This is a genomic window from Mycoplasmopsis citelli (genome assembly GCF_900660645.1).
GTDB classification, from domain to species: Bacteria; Bacillota_I; Bacilli_A; order Mycoplasmatales; family Metamycoplasmataceae; genus Mycoplasmopsis; species Mycoplasmopsis citelli.
This window is the reverse complement of sequence record NZ_LR215036.1, coordinates 183,324-203,467: the sequence shown is the minus strand read 5'-3', so window position 1 is coordinate 203,467 and position 20,144 is coordinate 183,324. Positions and strand designations below refer to the sequence as shown.

11 protein-coding genes and 1 pseudogene are annotated in these 20,144 nt (G+C 24.5%); 3 read left to right on the top strand and 9 right to left on the bottom strand.

Translation table 4 applies throughout. From position 1 onward, the window contains the following. Positions 1 to 8: 8 nt before the first annotated feature. Together EXC58_RS00690 and EXC58_RS00685 are read right to left on the bottom strand one after the other, a co-directional pair. On the bottom strand, positions 9 to 1,994 hold the full coding sequence (locus EXC58_RS00690) for a transglutaminase-like domain-containing protein (RefSeq protein WP_129725150.1): 1,986 nt from the start codon (positions 1,992 to 1,994) through the stop codon (positions 9 to 11). A gap of 80 nt (positions 1,995 to 2,074) precedes the next feature. Continuing rightward, positions 2,075 to 5,740, bottom strand: a complete 3,666-nt coding sequence (locus EXC58_RS00685) for a hypothetical protein (RefSeq protein ID WP_129725149.1) — start codon at positions 5,738 to 5,740, stop codon at positions 2,075 to 2,077. Positions 5,741 to 6,092: 352 nt separating this feature from the next. On the opposite strand from EXC58_RS00685, the gene EXC58_RS00680 reads away from it, so the two are divergent. Then, positions 6,093 to 6,968, top strand: a complete 876-nt coding sequence (locus EXC58_RS00680) for a hypothetical protein (RefSeq protein WP_129725148.1) — start codon at positions 6,093 to 6,095, stop codon at positions 6,966 to 6,968. A gap of 86 nt (positions 6,969 to 7,054) precedes the next feature. Here EXC58_RS00680 and EXC58_RS00675 read toward each other — a convergent pair whose 3' ends face one another. Further along, positions 7,055 to 7,822 carry a hypothetical protein gene (locus EXC58_RS00675; protein WP_129725147.1) on the bottom strand — a complete coding sequence of 256 codons (768 nt, stop codon included), beginning with the start codon at positions 7,820 to 7,822 and terminating at the stop codon, positions 7,055 to 7,057. Between the two features lie 228 nt (positions 7,823 to 8,050). On the opposite strand from EXC58_RS00675, the pseudogene EXC58_RS04795 reads away from it, so the two are divergent. Continuing rightward, positions 8,051 to 8,359, top strand: a pseudogene (locus tag EXC58_RS04795) (IS3 family transposase); the annotation flags it as partial. Positions 8,360 to 8,418: 59 nt separating this feature from the next. On the opposite strand, the gene EXC58_RS00665 reads toward EXC58_RS04795, so the two are convergent. From EXC58_RS00665 to EXC58_RS00640, 6 genes are all read right to left on the bottom strand, one after another. Beyond that, a complete protein-coding gene (locus tag EXC58_RS00665) occupies positions 8,419 to 12,450 on the bottom strand; it encodes an Mbov_0399 family ICE element protein (RefSeq protein WP_129725145.1) in 4,032 nt (1,343 codons plus the stop codon). A gap of 305 nt (positions 12,451 to 12,755) precedes the next feature. Beyond that, the gene (locus EXC58_RS00660; RefSeq protein WP_129725144.1) at positions 12,756 to 15,056 is read right to left on the bottom strand and encodes an Mbov_0397 family ICE element conjugal transfer ATPase; all 2,301 of its coding nucleotides are present in this window, start codon (positions 15,054 to 15,056) and stop codon (positions 12,756 to 12,758) included. 53 nt (positions 15,057 to 15,109) lie between these two features. Further along, entirely contained in the window at positions 15,110 to 15,421 is a 312-nt protein-coding gene (locus EXC58_RS00655; protein WP_129725143.1) for a hypothetical protein, read from the bottom strand. Continuing rightward, positions 15,421 to 16,899: an Mbov_0396 family ICE element transmembrane protein gene (locus tag EXC58_RS00650; protein WP_129725142.1), complete on the bottom strand. Its 1,479-nt coding sequence runs from the start codon at positions 16,897 to 16,899 to the stop codon at positions 15,421 to 15,423. Before EXC58_RS00650 ends, EXC58_RS00655 begins: the two co-directional genes overlap by 1 nt. 3 nt (positions 16,900 to 16,902) lie before the next feature. After that, positions 16,903 to 17,238 carry a hypothetical protein gene (locus EXC58_RS00645; protein ID WP_129725141.1) on the bottom strand — a complete coding sequence of 112 codons (336 nt, stop codon included), beginning with the start codon at positions 17,236 to 17,238 and terminating at the stop codon, positions 16,903 to 16,905. Between the two features lie 360 nt (positions 17,239 to 17,598). Continuing rightward, positions 17,599 to 18,681 (bottom strand): hypothetical protein, encoded by a 1,083-nt coding sequence (locus tag EXC58_RS00640; RefSeq protein WP_129725140.1) that lies wholly within the window; start codon positions 18,679 to 18,681, stop codon positions 17,599 to 17,601. A gap of 468 nt (positions 18,682 to 19,149) precedes the next feature. On the opposite strand from EXC58_RS00640, the gene EXC58_RS00635 reads away from it, so the two are divergent. Beyond that, entirely contained in the window at positions 19,150 to 19,872 is a 723-nt protein-coding gene (locus EXC58_RS00635; protein WP_129725139.1) for a hypothetical protein, read from the top strand. The last annotated feature ends 272 nt before the right edge of the window (positions 19,873 to 20,144 follow it).

Genomic DNA, 20,144 nt, shown 5'->3' with positions numbered 1-20,144 from the left:
TTTTGGTTTTAAATACTATCAGGAAGGCCTATATATTCATATTCTTTAGGGTTTTTGAAAAACATTAAAGTGGTTTGATATGAACTAATATCAAGTTTTAATTGGTTCATCCACTCTGAATTGCGTTCTAAGAATAAATCTTCATCATCTTTAAGTTCATAAGTAATTTTATTATCAAATGTTTTTTCATTTAAATCTCAATTGGTTAAATCAATAACCTTTCATCTTCCATCAACATACACTTCATTTCAAGCGTGTCCACCCTCTGCAAATGTTGCAGTTGGAGTTCCTACAACAGGACCAGATAAAATTCGAACTGGAATGTTTAAAATTGTTAGGGCAGCGGCTAGATTCATCGAATATCCTACACACTGAATTTCAGGGTCATTAGTAAAAATTTGAGCCGGATTATAAAATCCATATCCATTGTAGTTAAATTGTTTTTTTATAGGGAACAAATATAAAGAATTAGTTGCAATATAATAAGCAACAGCTTTAATTTTGGTTTTGGTTTCTCAATTTTTGTTGATGACATTTGGCAAAACTTCTTTTCAATGATTAAATCATCTTTTGTATTCAGAAATTGGATTAATTCAATGAGCATCTTTAATAGTGCTTTTACCTTGTTTAATTTCTTCGTCAGTTAATGAGGTTGTGTTGTCCAATAGATAATCATTACCTTCTTTTTTTGTTCTTCTATGAACAGGATTTATTAGTTCTGAATAAAAGGAGCGGTAATGAGCATCTGAAAATAAGTTAGGGTCATTTCACAATAAATTATTATAAGAATTAAAGGCAGAATCAGAACCAAATGCTCCGTTTTTTGATATTTCTACAAAATTTTGGTATTTAAAAAATTTTTCATAGTTAAAGTTTTTAATAACACTTTGGTCAAAAAATTCGTATTCTTTGTCGATTATTTTTTTATTCATTAAATTAAAATCGGTAATTTGAAAATTTGTAAATTTCGAATTTAATTTGTTAATTTCTTCAACTGTTTTGGTTTGGATGTTTTTGTATTTTGGATACAAATATACAGGGTCTTGCTTTTTAACGTCATTTATATTTACTTTTTCTGGATGCTGTGGGTTTATAGTTCAAAGATCATGATAATCATCTGGAGCAAAGTTAATTTGCCTTTTTATATAATCGCCAATTATTTTATTGTTTTTAAATTTTTCATCAATTTGTAAAGCTTTAATATCTTTGTCTTCAATTTTAGAAATTTGATCTTCTGGTTTTACAAAAACTCAATTCCATCTTTGGTAGTATTTTAATCAGTTTTTAATGTATTCATCATTAATTTTAATTTTTTGATAATTTCCACTATAGTACTTACTAGAGTCTAGAGAAAATTTTCCATCTTTATCAATTCCTCATTGTAAACTAACATATTCTTCATAGTTGTTTTGATAATAATTTAAAAGTTTTTGCAAACGTTCTAAAGGTTGAAGATAATATGAGTATTTTTCATATAACTTAATTTGTTCTTTTATTTTATAGATATAAAAATCTTTGTTGTAGTTCCAGGTTTCTATTTTTTTATTAAGTCCAGGCATGAAAATACTCTTAGATTTTTCAAAAAAAAGTTTGTTTCACATTTGTTTATCTTCTTGAGATACAACTAATTCAGATTTATTTTCAAATGCTTGTTTTCAAAAATCGTAATTTTTAAAAAATAACCCTCAATTTTCTCAAAAAATTTTTCAATAATCAGAAGATGTTTTTACTTTATTGACTTTATTATATTGATCATTTAGATTTTTTAAAAATTCTTCTGAAACTGGAAGATTTTTGCTTGTTTTAACAATATTATTAAGGTTAGTTTTAATGTATTTCAAATAATTCTGTTGGGTTGGTGATAAATTATATTTTTGGTTTGGGTTAAGAAAAATAAAAATCGGTATTAAAACAAAAGATATTAAAGCTAAACTACTTATCAAAATTGATGATAATTTTACTTTTTTGTTGTTAAAAACTTTTTTAATATTCATATTAATTATTATAACGCTAATTAGTTTAGCTATTTAAAATTACAAAAACATCGCTCTTATAAAAGGAGTGATGCTTAATTTTAATTAATTTTTTCAACACCAACCACAGGAGTTATCGCAGATACTTTAATATTTCTATAATCTACGCCACCTATTGATGTGCTGGTTGATTCTTTATATCAAACAACAACTACATTACTAAATTCAAGATTACCATCATAACTATATTTTGAAGGAAAAATAAACTCTTGGATGGTTGCTGAACCATTTGAAGCATATTTTGTGGTTGAAGATAAAAGGAATAGTTTTGGGGAAATGGTGATATCATCAATATCAAGAGTGCTTAATTCTATTTCCTTATCTTTTAGTTTTTTTGCATCATCTGTTTCGCTAATATCAATATAAGAAACTTTAAATTTATATTTTTTGTTTGGGGCATATTCTGGGTCCCATGAATGAGGAAATTCTGGTTTAATAACAATTTTATTAATAACAGAAATTGTTTTTTGATATGAATTATTAGGATTAAACTTATAAAAGGTAGTGTCGTATTCTTTTTGATCTTCATTAGAGCTATATGCTGTTTTTATGTGATTTTCCACTCCAGAATGAATGGGGAATCTTGAGCCAACATATATGTTTGCGTTAGAAACTAATTTAGTTGCTTTTTTAATTACATCTGAATTTAAGATTAAATCTTTATATTTTACAAAATCTCCTGCGTTTTCAGCTATTTGTTGTATGAGTTTTGATATTTCGAGTTTTGCTGCATCTAATTGATTTTTAGTTCGAATTAAATCTGCTTGAGTGGAAATTAAAGAATTTTGAGCATTTTGCAGATTTTTATTTTCAGTATTTAAAGAATTTATTCGGTTATTAAGAGATAAAATTTCTGAATTTAAATTATTTATTCTAGAGAGTGAATTTTGGTATTGATTTTGTTTTGAAGATAGTTGTTGTTCAAGTGATGATTTTTGAACATTTAAGGCATTAAAATTTGAAGTAATAGTTTTTAAGTTATTGTTTGTTGTTGTTAATTGATTTTGAGTGTTTTGATATTTTTGTTGGTTTTTAGCAATAATTTGCTCCTGTAATTTAAAAATTTCTTGAGTTAATTGATCAATTCTTTGTGAGTATTCATTTAATAAATTAATTTGCTCATCTACATTATCTGAACTTGTAGACAACCGAGCTTTATCAATTAAACTCTTAAGAGTTGAAGTATTTAATGATAGTGCTTTTGCTTGATTTATTACACTTTGAGCTGATGTTTTACGTTGATTGTACTCTTGCTGAGCTTGGGTTAAATTAGTGGTTAAAGCATTCTTAAATTGAGCTTGTTTTTCATTTAAAGAATTTAATTCTCTTTCAAATTGCTGTTTTGATGATTGTAATGTTGTGATGGTTTGAGATTGTTTTTGGGCCTTAGCATCATAATCTTGTTGTAAGGTATTTCTGTAAGCATCATTAAGAGTTGTAGAAGATTCAATTAATTCTTTAATGCTTGCTTGTTGTTCTTCTAAATTAGCGTTTTCATCAAAAGTTACAATTGGTTTTGCTAATTCTTGGTTTAACTTATCACTATTAACACTATTATCTAATTGACTAAGAAAGTTTTGAGCTTTACTTTTAAGGGTATCATAGACAGTTTTAACAGCCTCATAAGAACTTTTGGCTTTGGTTTTGTTGTTAGCTAGTTCAGAATTTAAAGAATTTAATTCTCTTTGGATTTGTTCTTTTGATGTTTGCAATGAAGCAATGGTTTGAGTTTGTTTTTGAGCTTGAGAATCGTAATCTTTTTGTAAAACATCACCATAAGCATTATTAAGCGATGTTGAAAAATCAATTAATTCTTTAATGCTTGCTTGCATTTGGTCTAAAGTAGCATCTTCATCAAAGTTTGGAATACTTTGAGCAAGTTGATTTTGTAAAGTTGTTAAATCCACATCACTTTGAACTACTCCAAGTAAAGTAGTTGCTTTAGCTTTAAGATTATCATATACATCTTTAAAAGCATTATAAGTAGTACGAGCAGTAGTTTTGTTAGTAGCGATTTGATTATTTAAAGAATTAAGAGAATTTTGAGCCGAAGCTAAATCATCTTGAGTTTTTTGTAAATTCTCTTTGTTTTTAGCTAGTTCTGCTTGAACTGCTGTTAAAGAACTTTGGATATTTTGAAGTTCTTGGTTTTTTAGACCTAAATCAGATTTTGTAGTAGTAAGTTCTTTCTTAGTGTTAGTTAAATTTTCTAAAGTACTTTGATATTCAGATTTAAGCTTATCTAAAACACTGCGTTTATATTCTTCGATAACTTCTTGAGCTGATGTAAGTGCTTGATTAATTGTTGGAGCAAAGGTTTCGGTGTAATTATCAGCTGTGTATTGATTTTTAAGATTTTCTAAAGCAGTAATTTGAATCTTTAAACGATCAGCTAAGTTAGTAGCATCATTAGTATTTGAGGATCTAATAGAGCTTTCAATCCCGTTTAAGGATGTAATTTGATTATTAAGCATTGAACCTAAGTTATTTTTTAAATCATTTTTAATTGCAACAATATTAGCTTCTAAAGTTGTTTTTGTTTTGGCTAAATTATCAACTTGGGTTTGTAAACTTTCAGATTGATTTTTAAGGGCTTGAATTTGTTTTTGTTGAGTCATAATTTGTAGTGTTTTATCTTGATTTTCGCTAGCATAAAGCGGAATAACAGCACTACGGATAAATTCATAGTCTCTAACAATTTCTTCAAAAGAATTTGAAACATTCACAGCATCATAGCTAAAAATATCAGAATAATCATTTTTTGCTTGTGCTTGTTCTAAGGATGAATTCATTTTATTAAATAGTTCATTAAAAACATTTTCCTTAATAGTTAAACGTTCTAAAGTTTGAAGAACTTTAGCTTTAATTTCTTGAGCTTTAGTTGGATTAATTTGCTCTAAATTTAATTTATTAAAATCATTTAAAGTTTCTTTAAATTGTGAAATTAATTTTAAGTAAAAACTTAATGTTTGAATTAGTTTTTGAGCTAATTCTTTGATTTTTCCATCGCGATTGGTAATTTGAGTTTGTAAAGCATTTGTTTGTTGCTCATGTTGTGAGATTTGATTATTCATTAAATCAATACTATTATTTAATTGAGCAAAGTAAATTTTTTGGGCTTTAGATAAATTATCAAAAGCATTTACCGCATCTTTTAAATTTTTAAAACCACTTTTGTTAACTAATTCAAGAAGCTCTTGAGCTTTAGCAATTGATTTTTTGAGTTCTTCTTTAGTTCCAGGGGTTAAATTTGAATTATCTTTTAATGCTTGATTTAACATCGAACTAAGCTTCAAAATTCTAGATGCTAAGGATTTTTCAAAATCTAAAATTGAAGCTTTAAATTCTTTATATCCTACATTAGCGATAATATCTTGGGTTCTTTTTCCATCTTTAAGTTCATTCTTAAATGCTTTTAATACTTCAGAAAAATCATCTTTGTTAACTGATGATCCTTGCAAATCTGAAACTAATAATTCTAAACGTGTTTTTTCAGATTGAAGGAGTTGTAGTTTTAATTTATCATCTTTATTTTGATCTTTATATTTTTGCAGTTCTAAATTAACTTGATTTAATTGTTTTTGAAGTAATGAAACTTGTGATTTATAAGGAATAGCTCCGGATAAAAAGCCACCAACAAATCCTATACCTAATGCAGTAACTGTTGGAGTTCCAATAAGTAGAAATTTTTTAGTATTTGCTTTCATATTGTTCCTTTGTATATTTATTTATTTATTTAATCTTGCACTTTAAATTGCAAAATTATTTCTTAAAAAAGCTTTTAAAGATCAATTAAAATGTAGGCTTAAGATCTTTCTTTGCTTCATAATAGATAATAAAAATATGCTCATTTAAATACTAAAAATGGACAAATCATAAGAATTGTCTTTTTTAAAACATTAAAAATATTAGTTAATGGATATATGTTAATCTATTTTAATATAAGTAAGATTTTGAAACTTTTTAAATTCTGGTTCTTAAAAAGTATTTTTGTATACTATTTATAAATATTTATTATGTTCATTATATTTTTTTAAAAAGGTAATAAAGGAGAAAAGTATGTATACAGAAAATCAAAATAATAAAGAAACTTTTGATTATTTGAATAAGCATTTTAATTTTAAAATTAATCAATTTTTAAACACAATTAATGAATATATAAGGGTTTTGGATCAAACACATAAACAAATCTATATTGAACTTTTAGATAAAATTTTAAGTTCGAATAATTATTTATTTACTAAACAAAATGAAGCACCAAAAAGAGCTATAAAACTTCATTTAGCTATACAAATATTAATTTTAAATCCAGATTTATACTTTCTTAGGGTTGTTGAAAGATTACTAGAAAATCAACTTGAGTATGATCAAGATTTTTGATTTATTCAAGATTATTTAAATTTAATTAAGGTTGATAGTGGAAAAAACTGATTAGAATATTTAAATGGGAATTTAACAAAAAACAAAATTAAAAGCGATTTGTTTTTACTTAGTTTTCAAGTTCAAAATTTACACTTTACTCGGTATTATCAGCTTAAAAATAATAATTTCCAATGAGTTTTAAAAGATGATTTAGCTATAGAAATATTAAATACTCTTAAAAAGGTTTTACTCTTTTTAAATGGAGATAATTGGTGAGAAGAAAGTCAAACACTTGCTAATAATTTAAAATTTTTAAAGGAAAAATATGATTTTGATATTTTAATAAGCTCTAAAAACTTTTTAGAGCAAGTATCTGGTTTAGATATAGGTGAACAAATGATTTTTATAAAGAATTTTGAAGATATTATAAATTCAGAGTTTATTAAAGATGAGAATTTTAACTTAAAAATAATTAAAGTTTTAAATCAAAATTCTTCAGCTGAAATAATTTTTAAATTAGCTAGTTCTTTAGAAGATAAAAATATCTTGCTTAAATTTTTGCAAGATATTTAAAATACATATATAAATTTAAAGTATTTTTTAAGTTAGTTTTTTGTCTGACTTTAGGGTGCGTTTTAATTCCTTGATATATTAAATTATTATTTTTCAGATATAAAAGAATCCATAAAATTCAAAATTTTAGTTAATTTTTGATTTTTCTTAATTCTATGTCATTTTTTAATCAAAAATTTCTTTATAAAAATAACGATTTTTGATTTTATAAGAGGATCATTAATAATTAAATTAGCAACTTTTTTCAACACATTTAATATAAATTTTTCTAAAAGCATTAGAATATTCCCTACTCTTAATAATTTAACTAAAACAAAAACAATGATTAGAAAAAATACAAAAATAAGTCCAAAAATTATAATAATGTATTGATTTTTTTCAATAGATTTATTTTTTTGTAAATCTATATTTTGGTTTAATATTTTATAATTACTTTTTCGTTTTAACTCAAAAGCAATTTTATTAACTAAATCATCAGAATTATTATTTTTAACTAATTTTTCTGATGAATCCTTTTTAGAATTATTTTTGATATTGTTTTCAAAATTTCATTCATATTTTAATCTTACTAATTCTAATTTATTAGTTTTTATATTTTTTAAATTATTATTGCTTAAAATATAAACTGATTTAGACAAAGTTTTTAATGTAGGATTTAATTGTAAATCGCTATATGTTTGCTCAATTTCATTTGGTTTTTCACTAGAACAATTAATTAGAATCTTAAAATTTTTAATACATTCTTTTTCTTGCTCTAATTGTTTTTTAAGTATTTTGGTTATTAAATCCATAGAATCATTTTCTTGATTGTATAAAGATTCATTAAGTATTTTTTCGATATTATTTAAGGTCATAAGTTTCTCCTTTAGTTTGTTTATGTATATGTTGAGTATAACGGGTTCATAAACAAAGTCTAAAAAGTAACAAAAAAACGCATAAAAAAATGCATTTTTTAAAATGAAACAAATATTTGATAAAAAATCTTTAGATGATATTAAAAATATAAAACTTAAATAAATTAAATATTTGAGTTTTATAAAAAGACTTGAAAAGATTACCAATAGAAAAAATAAGAAAAAAATCTTCACAGTAATAAAGGTTTACAATATCAACATAACAGTTATCACAATTTTTAAAATCTAAAGAACTGGAAGCTTCAATGTTACAAAAAGAAAAGTAGCACCGATAAAGGTATGGTAAAATCATTTTTTGCAATTTTAAAATCAAAAATGTTTTATAGAAGAGAACACACTTTTAAATCACTTAAACAATTAGAAAAAGCTATTATCAATTACATTGATTACTACAATAACAAAAGAATTAAAGTTAGATTAAAAGTACTTACCCTTGGTGAATATAGAACTAAGTTCTTTCAATCATTTTTTGTCTAACTTTCGGGGTTCATATCAGTAAAAAAAGCAACATTTTTAAAAATGTTGCTTTTAAAATTTTATCTAATCGGAGGACGAAAGTATCTATAATAAATTATTACTAAAAGCAATAATACTCCCAGTCCTGATATGATCATTAAAGGAATAAATCAACTTTTATTTTTTTCAACAAACCCTTGTTCTTTAGGTTTATTTACTCCAATTTGAGCTGTTCCATTTATCGCTGGAAGATTTTTAAAAATCTCTTCAACGCCTTTTGGTTTGACGTATCCGATTTCTCATTCATTTTTGACTTGATTATTTTTAAAATCTTCTGCTTCTTCAGGAAAATTTCGACTATTAATAAAATCTTGATCTTGCTTTAATTTTTCTTCTGCAAGTTTTTGATAATCAATTTCTTTAATAATTGGTTTTCCATTTTCATCTACATCAGGGGATGAATTTACGCTAGTATTATCATTGATAACTTCAATAGTTTTAGATCCGCTTAAAATCTTATTTAAAGGAACTATTTTAATTTCGATTTTATTAATTTTCTTTGGAATAATTAATTTTGCAATGTCTTGTGGATTTTCAAAAGTTAAATAATCTTTAAAATTTATTCCATAACTTTGTAAATCGCTATTAATTTCATCAATTAAATTTTTATACATATCATCAATTGTGTTAATGTTATAAAACTTTTTATCGGAGATATTGTAATTGCTTAAATTTTCTTCATGAGGAATGAAATTATTGGCAACCACATTAGAAACTTTAATGGTTTTAAATCCAAGTAATTTATTTGATTTATCAGTATTGGCACTTAGATTTAATTCAAATTCCAGTGGTTGATTAGGTGTTGAAAGAGACTTTATTATATTATCACTTATACTATCTAAATTATTAATTACATAATCATCTTTTAATTTAAAATGATTATTCATTGCTTTTAAAATTGCATCAGTAATAAAGTTTTTGGCGTCCTTTGCGTTAGTAATTCCATTTAAATTGATTTCTTTTAAATTAAAATTAGCAAATGGATTAATATAAGGACTTTGATAGTTTGGATTAATTTTTTCATTCTCGTAATATAAAATTGCTTGATCTCGTGGAATATAATAATCTTTATAAAATTCTTCTTTAACACTAAAAATAAATCTAAGTTTATTATCTAATGTTTTTTCGATAATATATTTAACTTTATCTTTATTATCAAAATTAAGTAATAAATTATCCTCAATATCATCTAAAATATCTTTATATGATGTAGCATTTTCAAACAACGAATCTAAATATTCCTTTGAAAGAGATGGAGTAATTGGGGTTTTTTGAGTTTTAGATTCAAATTCGACATCCTCTTTTCATTTAACAGGTGTTATTTGAACAGGTTCACTAAACTTTAATCCAGGATAATTTTTCAAATCCTTTGCACTTAAAAATGTTTTTATTTCATTTTTATCTCTAACGACTTTAAAATCAATAACTTCATTAAATTTATCTTTTTCTACTTTGTTATCATCTATTAATAACTCTTTTAACTCTTCTTCAGAAAGTGCATCAAATTCTTTTGCAGTGTGAATTTTAGCAAAATCTTTTAATTTATCAGTTTCTATAGGTAAAATTGTCGAAAAATCCCTTAATCTCGTATTCAAATTCCCGGTTTTATCAATAAAACTTATTCCATTGTCTCTATCCTTGTTTCCGTCATTAAATTCATCTCCTGAAGATATTTTATAAGTTGATGAAACATATCTTTTTCAAAAATTAATAACTTGATCATAAGGAAGTTTTTTAATGTCACTTTCTGTTACTAATTTGTTATTAATTAAATACTCTTGTAAATGTTTTCCATGATAAGTACTTCAAAAAGGTTTTATCTGAGTATTTTTGTATACTTGTGTAAATTGTTCTTGCGGAGATATATTTCCGATATAAAACATTTTATAAATATCGATGTTTTCTTTATCTCTTAGAGTGTATAATCAAAGACCACTATTACTAAAATAATCATTATCATTATTTGTAATATCTACTTCTGATTTGTTTATAACAGAGAAAGTATTTCCTCCATTTTGTTGATTTACTTTAAAACGTTGTGCTAATTCAATGTTATTGGTATTAGAAGATAAATTTACCCCTTTTCCAACTACTGATCCGCTAGCGATAAATCCATACCTAACATCTCTTTTAAAATTTCCATATTTATCTAATAATCTTCCATCTCTAACATCATATTCTAATAATTCACCATTATAATTTCTTGGATCTTGCAAGAATCTTGTATTTTCAGGTAATTTATCATATCCTGTATAATCAACTCACAAAATTTCTTCCTTAGTTCCTGTTTTGGGATTAATCAGCGGATCATACTTGGGATTAGGGATTTTTTCTTTGCGAGAATTTAAAATATATTCTCCAGTTTCGTTTTTTAAATATGGTTCAATCAATTCTCTTTGATGCGGATTATTCTCTGGATCTCATCCGTATCATTTTCCTTGCAAATCACTACCAAGAGAATTAATTACTAGTTCAGTTTCATATCTATAAAGCTCTCTTCTATTGCTTTGATTTACGTTAGCTTTATCATATTTAACAATTGCAATTTTATATACATTTGATAATTTATCTTTTTGTTCCTTATCTTCATTTTTACTTGAAGATTTTCTTAAATCTTTTAAATCATAATGAAAATTTTGATCCAAAACATCAATTTTATTCCCATTAATAATTAATGCTTCGTCTTCTCTTAAAGTAGTATTAAAATTTACTGAAGCATCAGTATGATAAAATCATCTTCCACCTCATTGTTCATTAATTGGTTTTGTGTCTTGTAGATCTCTAGTTGGAACGTCATTAATTAATTTATAAGAAAAAGGGCGAGTTAAATCTAAAAATTTCCCCGGAATTATTCTTAAACGACTGGATAAATTTTTATTATAAAATTTTTGAGTTGGATTATAAATAATCGGAAGGTTTTTAATTATAATATTTTCCTTTTGATTACTTTCTGGATTAAAAATACTATAATAAAATTGTAAATTTTGACCATTATTAATCACTTTATAATCTAATTTACCTAATTTATTTAATTCTGAATTACTATATTTTTTATAAAAAGAATCATTATTTAGCTCTTGTTCTAAATATTCTTTATTTGATTTATCATCAGAAGCAATTTTGTAGTTTGTAATTCCTCAATTAGATCCAACATCAGTGGATATTTCAATTGTATTTTTTCTTTTTAAATTAGAGTTCTCAAAATCTTTTTTAAGTTCTAGGATATGCTTAATAAAATTGTTTTCTTTATATTGTTTGTTTATCTCTAAATTTATTTCTATGTTTGCTCGAATATTACTAATTGTTGCAGCTAGATTTATATTAGGATTATTAACATTTCCTAAAAATTTTGTCCAATGAGTTTCTGTTTGATTTACATCTAAATCATAAGAAATCTTAAAAGATTTTACAACTGCATTAGAATTGTTTTCTTTGTCTTTTAATAAATAATTATTAAGATTATTAATTTGAGTTTTTAAATATGGTTTATTTATTGACATATTTATTGGAATAGTTTTTTCACTATGAGTTTTTCCGTCTCTATCGTAATATCCAATTACAAATTCAAAAGTAGAATTATCTAATTTTTCTAAAAATTCATATCCATCCATACTATTTACATTAAAATTTATTTCGTTAAAATTTTTATGATTTATTTTCGATTCTGCTTGATAAGCTATACCTCCTCATGTTGTTCCAGAACCCAAAAAACTAAATGGAGTCCCCTCAAAATCACCGCCATTTTTACTAAAGGTAGTTTTAAATTTTGTATTTAGTGTTTCTATTTTATTGATCGAATTATCGTTAAAATTAAATTTAGAGCCTGCAAATATACTGTAAACGTTTGGTGATCATTGTATTTTATTTGATAATAAAGATATAGAAGTTGTTATTTTTTCTGGAGTGATTTTGATTTTTTTGTGATCTTCTATTACTTTATCTAAAGTTGTTTCATAAACCTCTTTATTGTCATTTAAATCTACTGATACTCCAATAATAGAAAAAACAGTAATGGGGGGTATTATTAATGGTAATAATTTATTTTTTTTCATTTTGATACATTCCTTTCAAATCTAAATTATTTTGTGATCTATACTGCATAATTGAATAAACTTTGGTTATATGTTTATTTAATTGATTTTCTTTACTTTTATCTAATTTTTCACATCAGTCAAAAATATTTCAAGCATTTTTTTGCTTTGATAAAAGTAAGTAATTTATTATATAAAGTTAATTGTTTATTTATTTTTTTGCAAATATCCAGTAAAACGATTTTGATAACACTTGCTTTCTTGTTTTTATAGCTATATTGTCAATTTATTATTGATTTTTTAAGTTATCTTTTTCTTGTTAAACATTACTCATATTTTCTTAAATCGCCACTTTCAAAAAATAATTCTTTTTCAACATCATTATAATAAGTATCGATTGCAATTCGTGAACTTGAATTAAGTGAAATAATCCCTTGTCCAACGGAAGCGTGTACAAGAAAACTTTTTTCCGTTTCACTAAGTCCACCACTAGCTTCAAAAAGATCATTAACCGATTCAACTGAAGTTGGAGTAAGTTTTAAAAATACTGAATATTGACAATTTTCTAAAATTGCTTGACCTTTAGCTTTAATAGCTTCAGTTTTAGTAAAATCTTGTGGATTTTGTGTTGTGATAATAGTTCCACAATTATATTTGCGACCTTCTTTAACTACTTGATAGATAAAATCTAAAGTAGAAATGGAGTTTTCATCAATAAATTTATGAGCTTCATCAATTAATAATCAAATCCGATAATCCTTTTTATATGTTTCAGAAATCAGACCCTTTATAAACGAAATAATCAAGTAAAATGAACTGTTTTTTACTTCGATTTTTTGATTCATTAGTGCGGAAGTATCAAAGACAATTAAATTATCATTTAAATCAATGTTAGTATATTGATTATAAAGCTTATTGAAGCGTCCATTTGCTTGAAAATCTAACTCTAAGGTCTTAAGAATTCTGATTGTATTTTGAAAAAATAAATCATTTTTATTAACTTTTTTAAGTTCATTAATTAAATCGCTCATAAGCGGATATTGATTATTATCTCATTTAGTAATGTCGCTTTGAGAATTAAAAAACCCAAATTTTTCTCAGACTTTTTTAAGAGATGAAACAATGATTTGAATATCAAGTGCTTCAAAGTGTGGATATAGCAAACTAAATCACTCTCTAATGAAGTCTTCATTTAACGTTAAAACTTCTTCATTTTGTAATTGTATATCTACATTGGTGTAATACGAAGGATCTTGCTTTGGATTAAATAACTTAATAATTTGCAGTGGATTAAAACGTAAATCTTCTGCAACCCCTAATTTAATGGTTTTTCCACCCAAAGCATTCATTGTTTTCTTGTATTCTCCTTGAGGATCTAAAATGATAACTTTATCATTAATTGCAACCCGTGGAGCAAGTAATTTCTTACAAAATGTACTTTTTCCACTTCCACTAGTTCCAAGAACAAACATATTTTGGTTAATTCTTTTTGCAGACTTAATTGACGGATCGAAAAACACTGGAGTATTTTTATTAAAAATTGAAAAACCTAGCAATGAAAAGTTCGAATCATTTAAATACTGATTTGAAAATACTCAACCATATCCAATGTTTCCACTAAGTTGCTCAGTGTATTCTTGTAATATATCAGTGTCTTTTAGAAGCAGTGCAGAATAAGCTTCAATTTGTCGATATCTTAAATTATTTACAACACCTTTTCATTTTTTAATGTTAATTTCATTTTCCTTTTCTTGTGCTTTTAAAGTTTCTAAATCAAAAGCACGATTTCATAACATTAATGAACTTTCAAAAAGTTGTTCACTATTAGAAGCAACTGCTTCAGAAACATTTTCTAAAGCTTCTTGGTTATTTTGTTGTCTTCTTTTTAACATTTTGTTAAAAATACCTTCTGCATTAACTGCCATATTAGTTTCAACAGCATTTAAAATCTTATCCTTTTTCTTTTCGTCTAAAGGAGTTAAGCTTCATACAATCGTTGAATCGCTATTAAAAGTTTCCTTAATTCAATTTTGAGATAATTTTAAAGGAAAAGATGCAATACTTTGAACTGAATTATATATTCCATTAGTTAAAAAATGTTTTTCTTTAAAATCGATATTTTCATAAGCAAAAAATTTTGATAAATCTCCTGTTTCCAAGATTTCTTCTATGTCTTCATTGCTCAAATCATTTCCAAATAAATACAAATCATTTAAAAAATTAATTAGTTTTCTTTTGCTTAAAATTTCGCTTTCGATTTCAGATTGATGTAAATTAAATTGAATCGAATAAAGCTCTTGCTTTAGTTTATCTTTATCGGCATTTAAAATTACAATGTAATATTTATCAATTTTTTGATAATTATCAACTATTTTTAAATCATTTTCTCAATTAATTTTTAATTGCTCAAAATATTTATTATTTGTAATTTTTTCTAAATTTTTTTGATTTTTCTTAATTGGTGCAAATTTAGGAATTTTTATAATAAATATTTTATTGTCAATTGCAGTAAAAGCATCAGTAAGTTTTTGCAAATATAATTCTTGCTCTTCAATTTTGCTGACAGTAATATCCTTTCCGAATACCTCTAAAACCATTGCATTTGATTTATTTTTTAAATTTAGCAATCCATTTAAATAACTAATTTGAAATATGTTATTTTCAATTTTATATAAAGTATTTAAGTTTTGTGTGCTAAATCATTTTTGGTTTTCTTTTTGAATTTTTTAACTCTAATTAAATGAATAAAAATTCAAGCTAAAACAACATATCCGCGAGCATTTTTACCTGGAATTTCTATAAACAATGGAGCATTAAGGATAACTATCGAACTAAAAATGGCAATTTTTAGTAAATTAGAAACAGGTGAATAATAAGCAATTGAACCAGCAATAAAAAGAATTACAATCAAAAGAGCAAAATCAAAGAAATTGAAGTTTTTTCAAAGTTTTAAGCTTTTATACTTTTTAAATTTATCCGTTTGAAGCTTCATTATTTTTCCTTACCATTTTGATTGTTTCTCTTTTTATAATTTAATGGATTTCTTTTTAATTCTCATCTTTTATTGTCTTCTTTATCTCTTTTATCAATTGTTTTCATTGCTTTTGAGATTTTGCTATCGAAAGTATCAGAATTGATTTTTCCTTTTTTATAATTTTTATCTGCACGATTTAATTTAAAATGATTAAGTCTTGAACTTGTAGATCTAAATTTGTCTTCAACTCAACCACCAATACCAGTTCTAGATGCGTAATCTGATCTTCTTAAATTTTTGCGTTTAATTTCTTCTTTTTGATCTCGAACCTTATCTCAGTATTCTTTACTTGAAATTTTTCCAGCTTTCATGTCTGCCTTTCAACCTTTACGAGCTAAATTATCTCCAATTAAACTTCCTTTGGATGCTTGTAAAAATTTAAAAGCTCCTTGAGTTGCTCCTTTAGCAAATCCAACACCACCAGCAACAGCAAAAGCAGTTTTCTGAGCTCCATTTGCAATGTCACGAGCTACTCTAAAACCAGATTTTACTGATTCGCGACCTCCAAAAAGTTCGCTAATATCTCCAATTAAAACCTGCACTCCTGCAAGGGAACCTCCAATTAATATTAATTTAATGACTGCTAAAGCAAAAAAGTTATTTACTTGAAAATCAATATTATTTAAAAATCCAATGACTAATATAAATATATTTAAAGAAAAAGTATAAAAAAGAATTATCGACAATTTCTTGTAATATATTCGTTTTCATTTGCCATATAGTCTTTCTTCATCATAAAATCTTGAAACATTTACAATTGGTTGTAAAAAGAAAAATGCTACTGTTGATAGTAAATGCGATACCAATGAGATAGAAAGGGATAAAAGTTGTAATAAAATTGCAATTCCTATTACTGCCAAAAGAACCATAGTAATTGCAAAATTAAATTTAGTTGAATATGGTAATCATAAAGCTATATAGCCATTATTTGCAACCGCTTCTCAATCATTGTATTCAATTCCTGTTGGTTTTAATGATAAAAAAGTGCTTTTACCTAAATCAAAATTAAATCCTTTATCATGTCCAAAGAAAACAATGTATAGCAGTGATTGTAGATTAAAAATCATCATTAATAATAAGAATGTAAGTGATGGAAAAGCGACAATTGAAACAGTTGCAGGAATAATTTTCTTATAAATACCAATTCTTTTTTCGTTTCCTTTTTGAGCATCAAAAAATGTTTTTATGAGCGAAATTATTATAACTAAAGAAAAGGCTGTTCCAGCTAAAATACTCATTACAACATAAATATAATGAACCTTAAAAACTCCCTTTTCAAAAGCTTGATCTCCAAAAAGCAAACGAATAATTAATTCAATTCCAATTTTATTAAAGATATTGGACATAAATTCAATAATTGAAAATGGAATAACGACAAAAACTTTCCAAATTGCTAGTAGTAATGGAGCAAAAATTGCGTTAAGTATTCAAGCCATATTCTATGAAGGTTTTATTTTAATGCTATCTCCGATTGATTTTCCTACATTTATCGATCCACCAATAATAAGACCTGCTAAAGAAGCTATTACAAAAATTGCTAAAATCGCAACTAAAGAATGTTTAATGCTCTTGATAACGGCAGGTTTTTTCTCTTCTGTAGCTCATTTATATCTAAAAAAGCTAATAATTGCTCATAAAACAATAGAAATTCCTAAACCAACTCCAATTCATTGAAAAATTACTGGAAGGTAGCTAGTTGTTTTGGTTCCTATTGCATTAAGAGTGTCGTTAAACACATCATTATCTGCAAAATATTTTGTTATTTGTTGTATCATGTATTCTCCTTAAATTAATTTATTAATTTTTGTAGTAATGCACCGTGTATTAAAATAAAAAAGATTCCGATGCATACTTTACGTCATACTTTTAATGTTTTAAATTTTTGTTTATTTTTGTGCAATTTGTATCATTGAACAAAAACTGCAATTCAATAAATAATTACAAATATAATCATTCAAATTAAAACTAATGATGACTCGTTCATATTATTTTCTTAAACTCCGTGAACTTATTGCACAGAAGATTAAAAATCCGCTAGCCAATAAAAATCTTAGATCCATAATTTGTTCCTTTATTTTTCTTTTTAACATTATTAAATATATTTAATTAAAGATATTTTTATCTTTAGTATATTGTTAGTTTTTAAAATTAATTAGTTTAATTGATTTTAAAAAATTTAAGTATGATTTTGCTTTATTTTCGTAGTCATCCGAATTAAATTCGGAATATTTTAAATTATTTTGTTCATTTAAAATATATTCATTTATTAAATTTCCTTGCTCTTTTCACAAATCTTCTAACTGAATATTAGTTTCTTTAAAAATAAAGTAATAAAGTTGATTTAAATCTTGTGAAATTCATTTAAATAAATCTAAATAAAAATTTTTGTAATAATCAGAATCATTTTGTCCAACAAAAATAGCGTCTGGTTCTCTTAAAGATAAATAATTATTTAAGCTTAGCATTTTTGAAATTTCCCTTAGAAGTTCATTAAAAACTTCTTTGAAGTTATGAAATTTTTGCGATTTTTTGTTTTCGTTCAGTTGAACATCAATACTTTTATTTGCATTATTAAAAAAATCATTAATACTTTTAATTCAATTAATAATTGATTTAAACAAAATTAATTGACTTGTATTTATTTCATTTTGAATCACTGCTTGCATTCCTGACATAAAAATAGTAATTAAAAGCAAATATTTAGGATTTTCTTGCTCAAGTTTTTTTAATTTTTCTCCTGCTTGTTCCTCTGTTCCACTGTAAATAAATAAACGTTTTTTAAGTTTTAAAAAACCCACAATATCTTCATAATATAATTTTTGATTTTTAAATTCATCTGGTAATTTTTCAAATTCTTCATCACTTTGATTAATTTTGCTCTTTTGTTTTTTGTATTGTTCAATAATTCTTGATTCGTTTTTAGTTAAAGAATTTTCAATTTTATCTAATAAATTTTTATCATATTTTTTAATAAAAATTTTTTGTAATTCTTTTCAATAAATTAAAATACTCTTACTTTCTTGATCAGGATCAATTGGATAATCTTTCGAAATATCATTATATTCATCTGATTGTTTTAAAATTTCTAGATTTTCTTCTGTTTGAGAAGAAGATTGAACTAAATTATTTTGATTATTATCAGGTATATAAACACATGAAATAAGTGAAAAAATACTAGAAATTAAACCAATTAAAAAAGAAATTTTGATCTTTTCCATAGAAATCTTTCTTGAGTAAATTATTATATTTTATTAAAAATTGAATTTTAAAGTTAAAAACGGTTTTATGATTTTATTTCAAAATAATAAAAATACATTAAATATATTTTGACAAATTTAAAATAAAAATTTTAATAAAAAACTAAAGAACAATTATTTCTTAAGTTTTATCTTATTCTTAACTTATAGTTTACATCTTTATAATTATGTTAAAAAGGCTAATTTATTATGAATTTCTAAACTTTTCAATTTAACTTTTTAAAGAAATATTAATTTTTTACAATCTTAAAATTTTCATTATCTTATCCTCCTTTTTATCTTTTAAGTAATTAAAATCTATTTTATTAATTTATACCATTGTTTTGCATAAATTTACCAAAAAAAATTTGATAGTTGTAAAAAATCGGTTGGTATAGCCTAAACACATCCTTAGCGATGTGTTTTTATTTTTTAAGCAAAGGAGAAAAAATGGAGTACTTGCTAAAAACTGATCAACTCAAAATTGATTATCAAATTTTTGAAAAGATCTATACCAAGAGAAATGCGTTTGTTTTGCATTGTTTGATTGACAGATATTTTGATAAAAACTCTCAAGCGAAATTTTTATATATTTCAGAAGCAAGAAAATTAATTTTCGGTGACTGAAATGAAAATGAAGCTAAAAAACTTTCTAAATCAAGTTTTTATCAAGCTTTAAATGATTTGATCGAATTAAACTACATCAAAGTTGAAGATTCTAAAATTTATCTTCAAAGACCCTTGCATTGCAAAGGATTAAAATATTTTTCAATTAAGCAAGAAAAAATTTTAATGCAAATCGGAAACATTAATCCAAGATTTCTTTATTTTCTTTTACTGGGTACTAAATTAGCAAACAAAAATTCTTTAGTAAAAACTCAGAAAAGAATTTGAGAAGGAGATGAGTTTGATTGAAAGTTTAAAGGTCAGGTTTGAAGAAGATATAAAAGAATTACAAAAACTTATCAAACTTGACTATCATATGGTTTTTACAAATTACGCGGATTTAAAACTAACACTATTAGATTGTTTTTTAAATCTGAAAAATTTGCACAACTAATCAAATGTTTTTTTAATAGTTGAAAAATAATTGCAAAAGTAGTTTGAAAAGAGCAGAAGTTCAAAACGCAAAGAGAAGTGTTTATTTCAATAAGAAAAGAATTTGTTTATTAGTTAATTTTAAAAACAAAAAAGTTTCACAGGGTGTTCGATGAAAGAAAGAGAAAATATTTTTTCTCATTTGTGATAATTTTATTTTGAAACTTTTTTGAAAGTAAAAATTTTCTATTTTATATTTTGAATTTTTAGATACCTCATTTAATTAGTCCAAAAACTGATGATTAAAAGTTTAAACAGGGTGTTCTTCTGAAAGAATTAAGTAACAAAAAATATATTTGTTTAAAATAATGATTATTTGATAATCTTCAAATATTTTTAACAGGTAT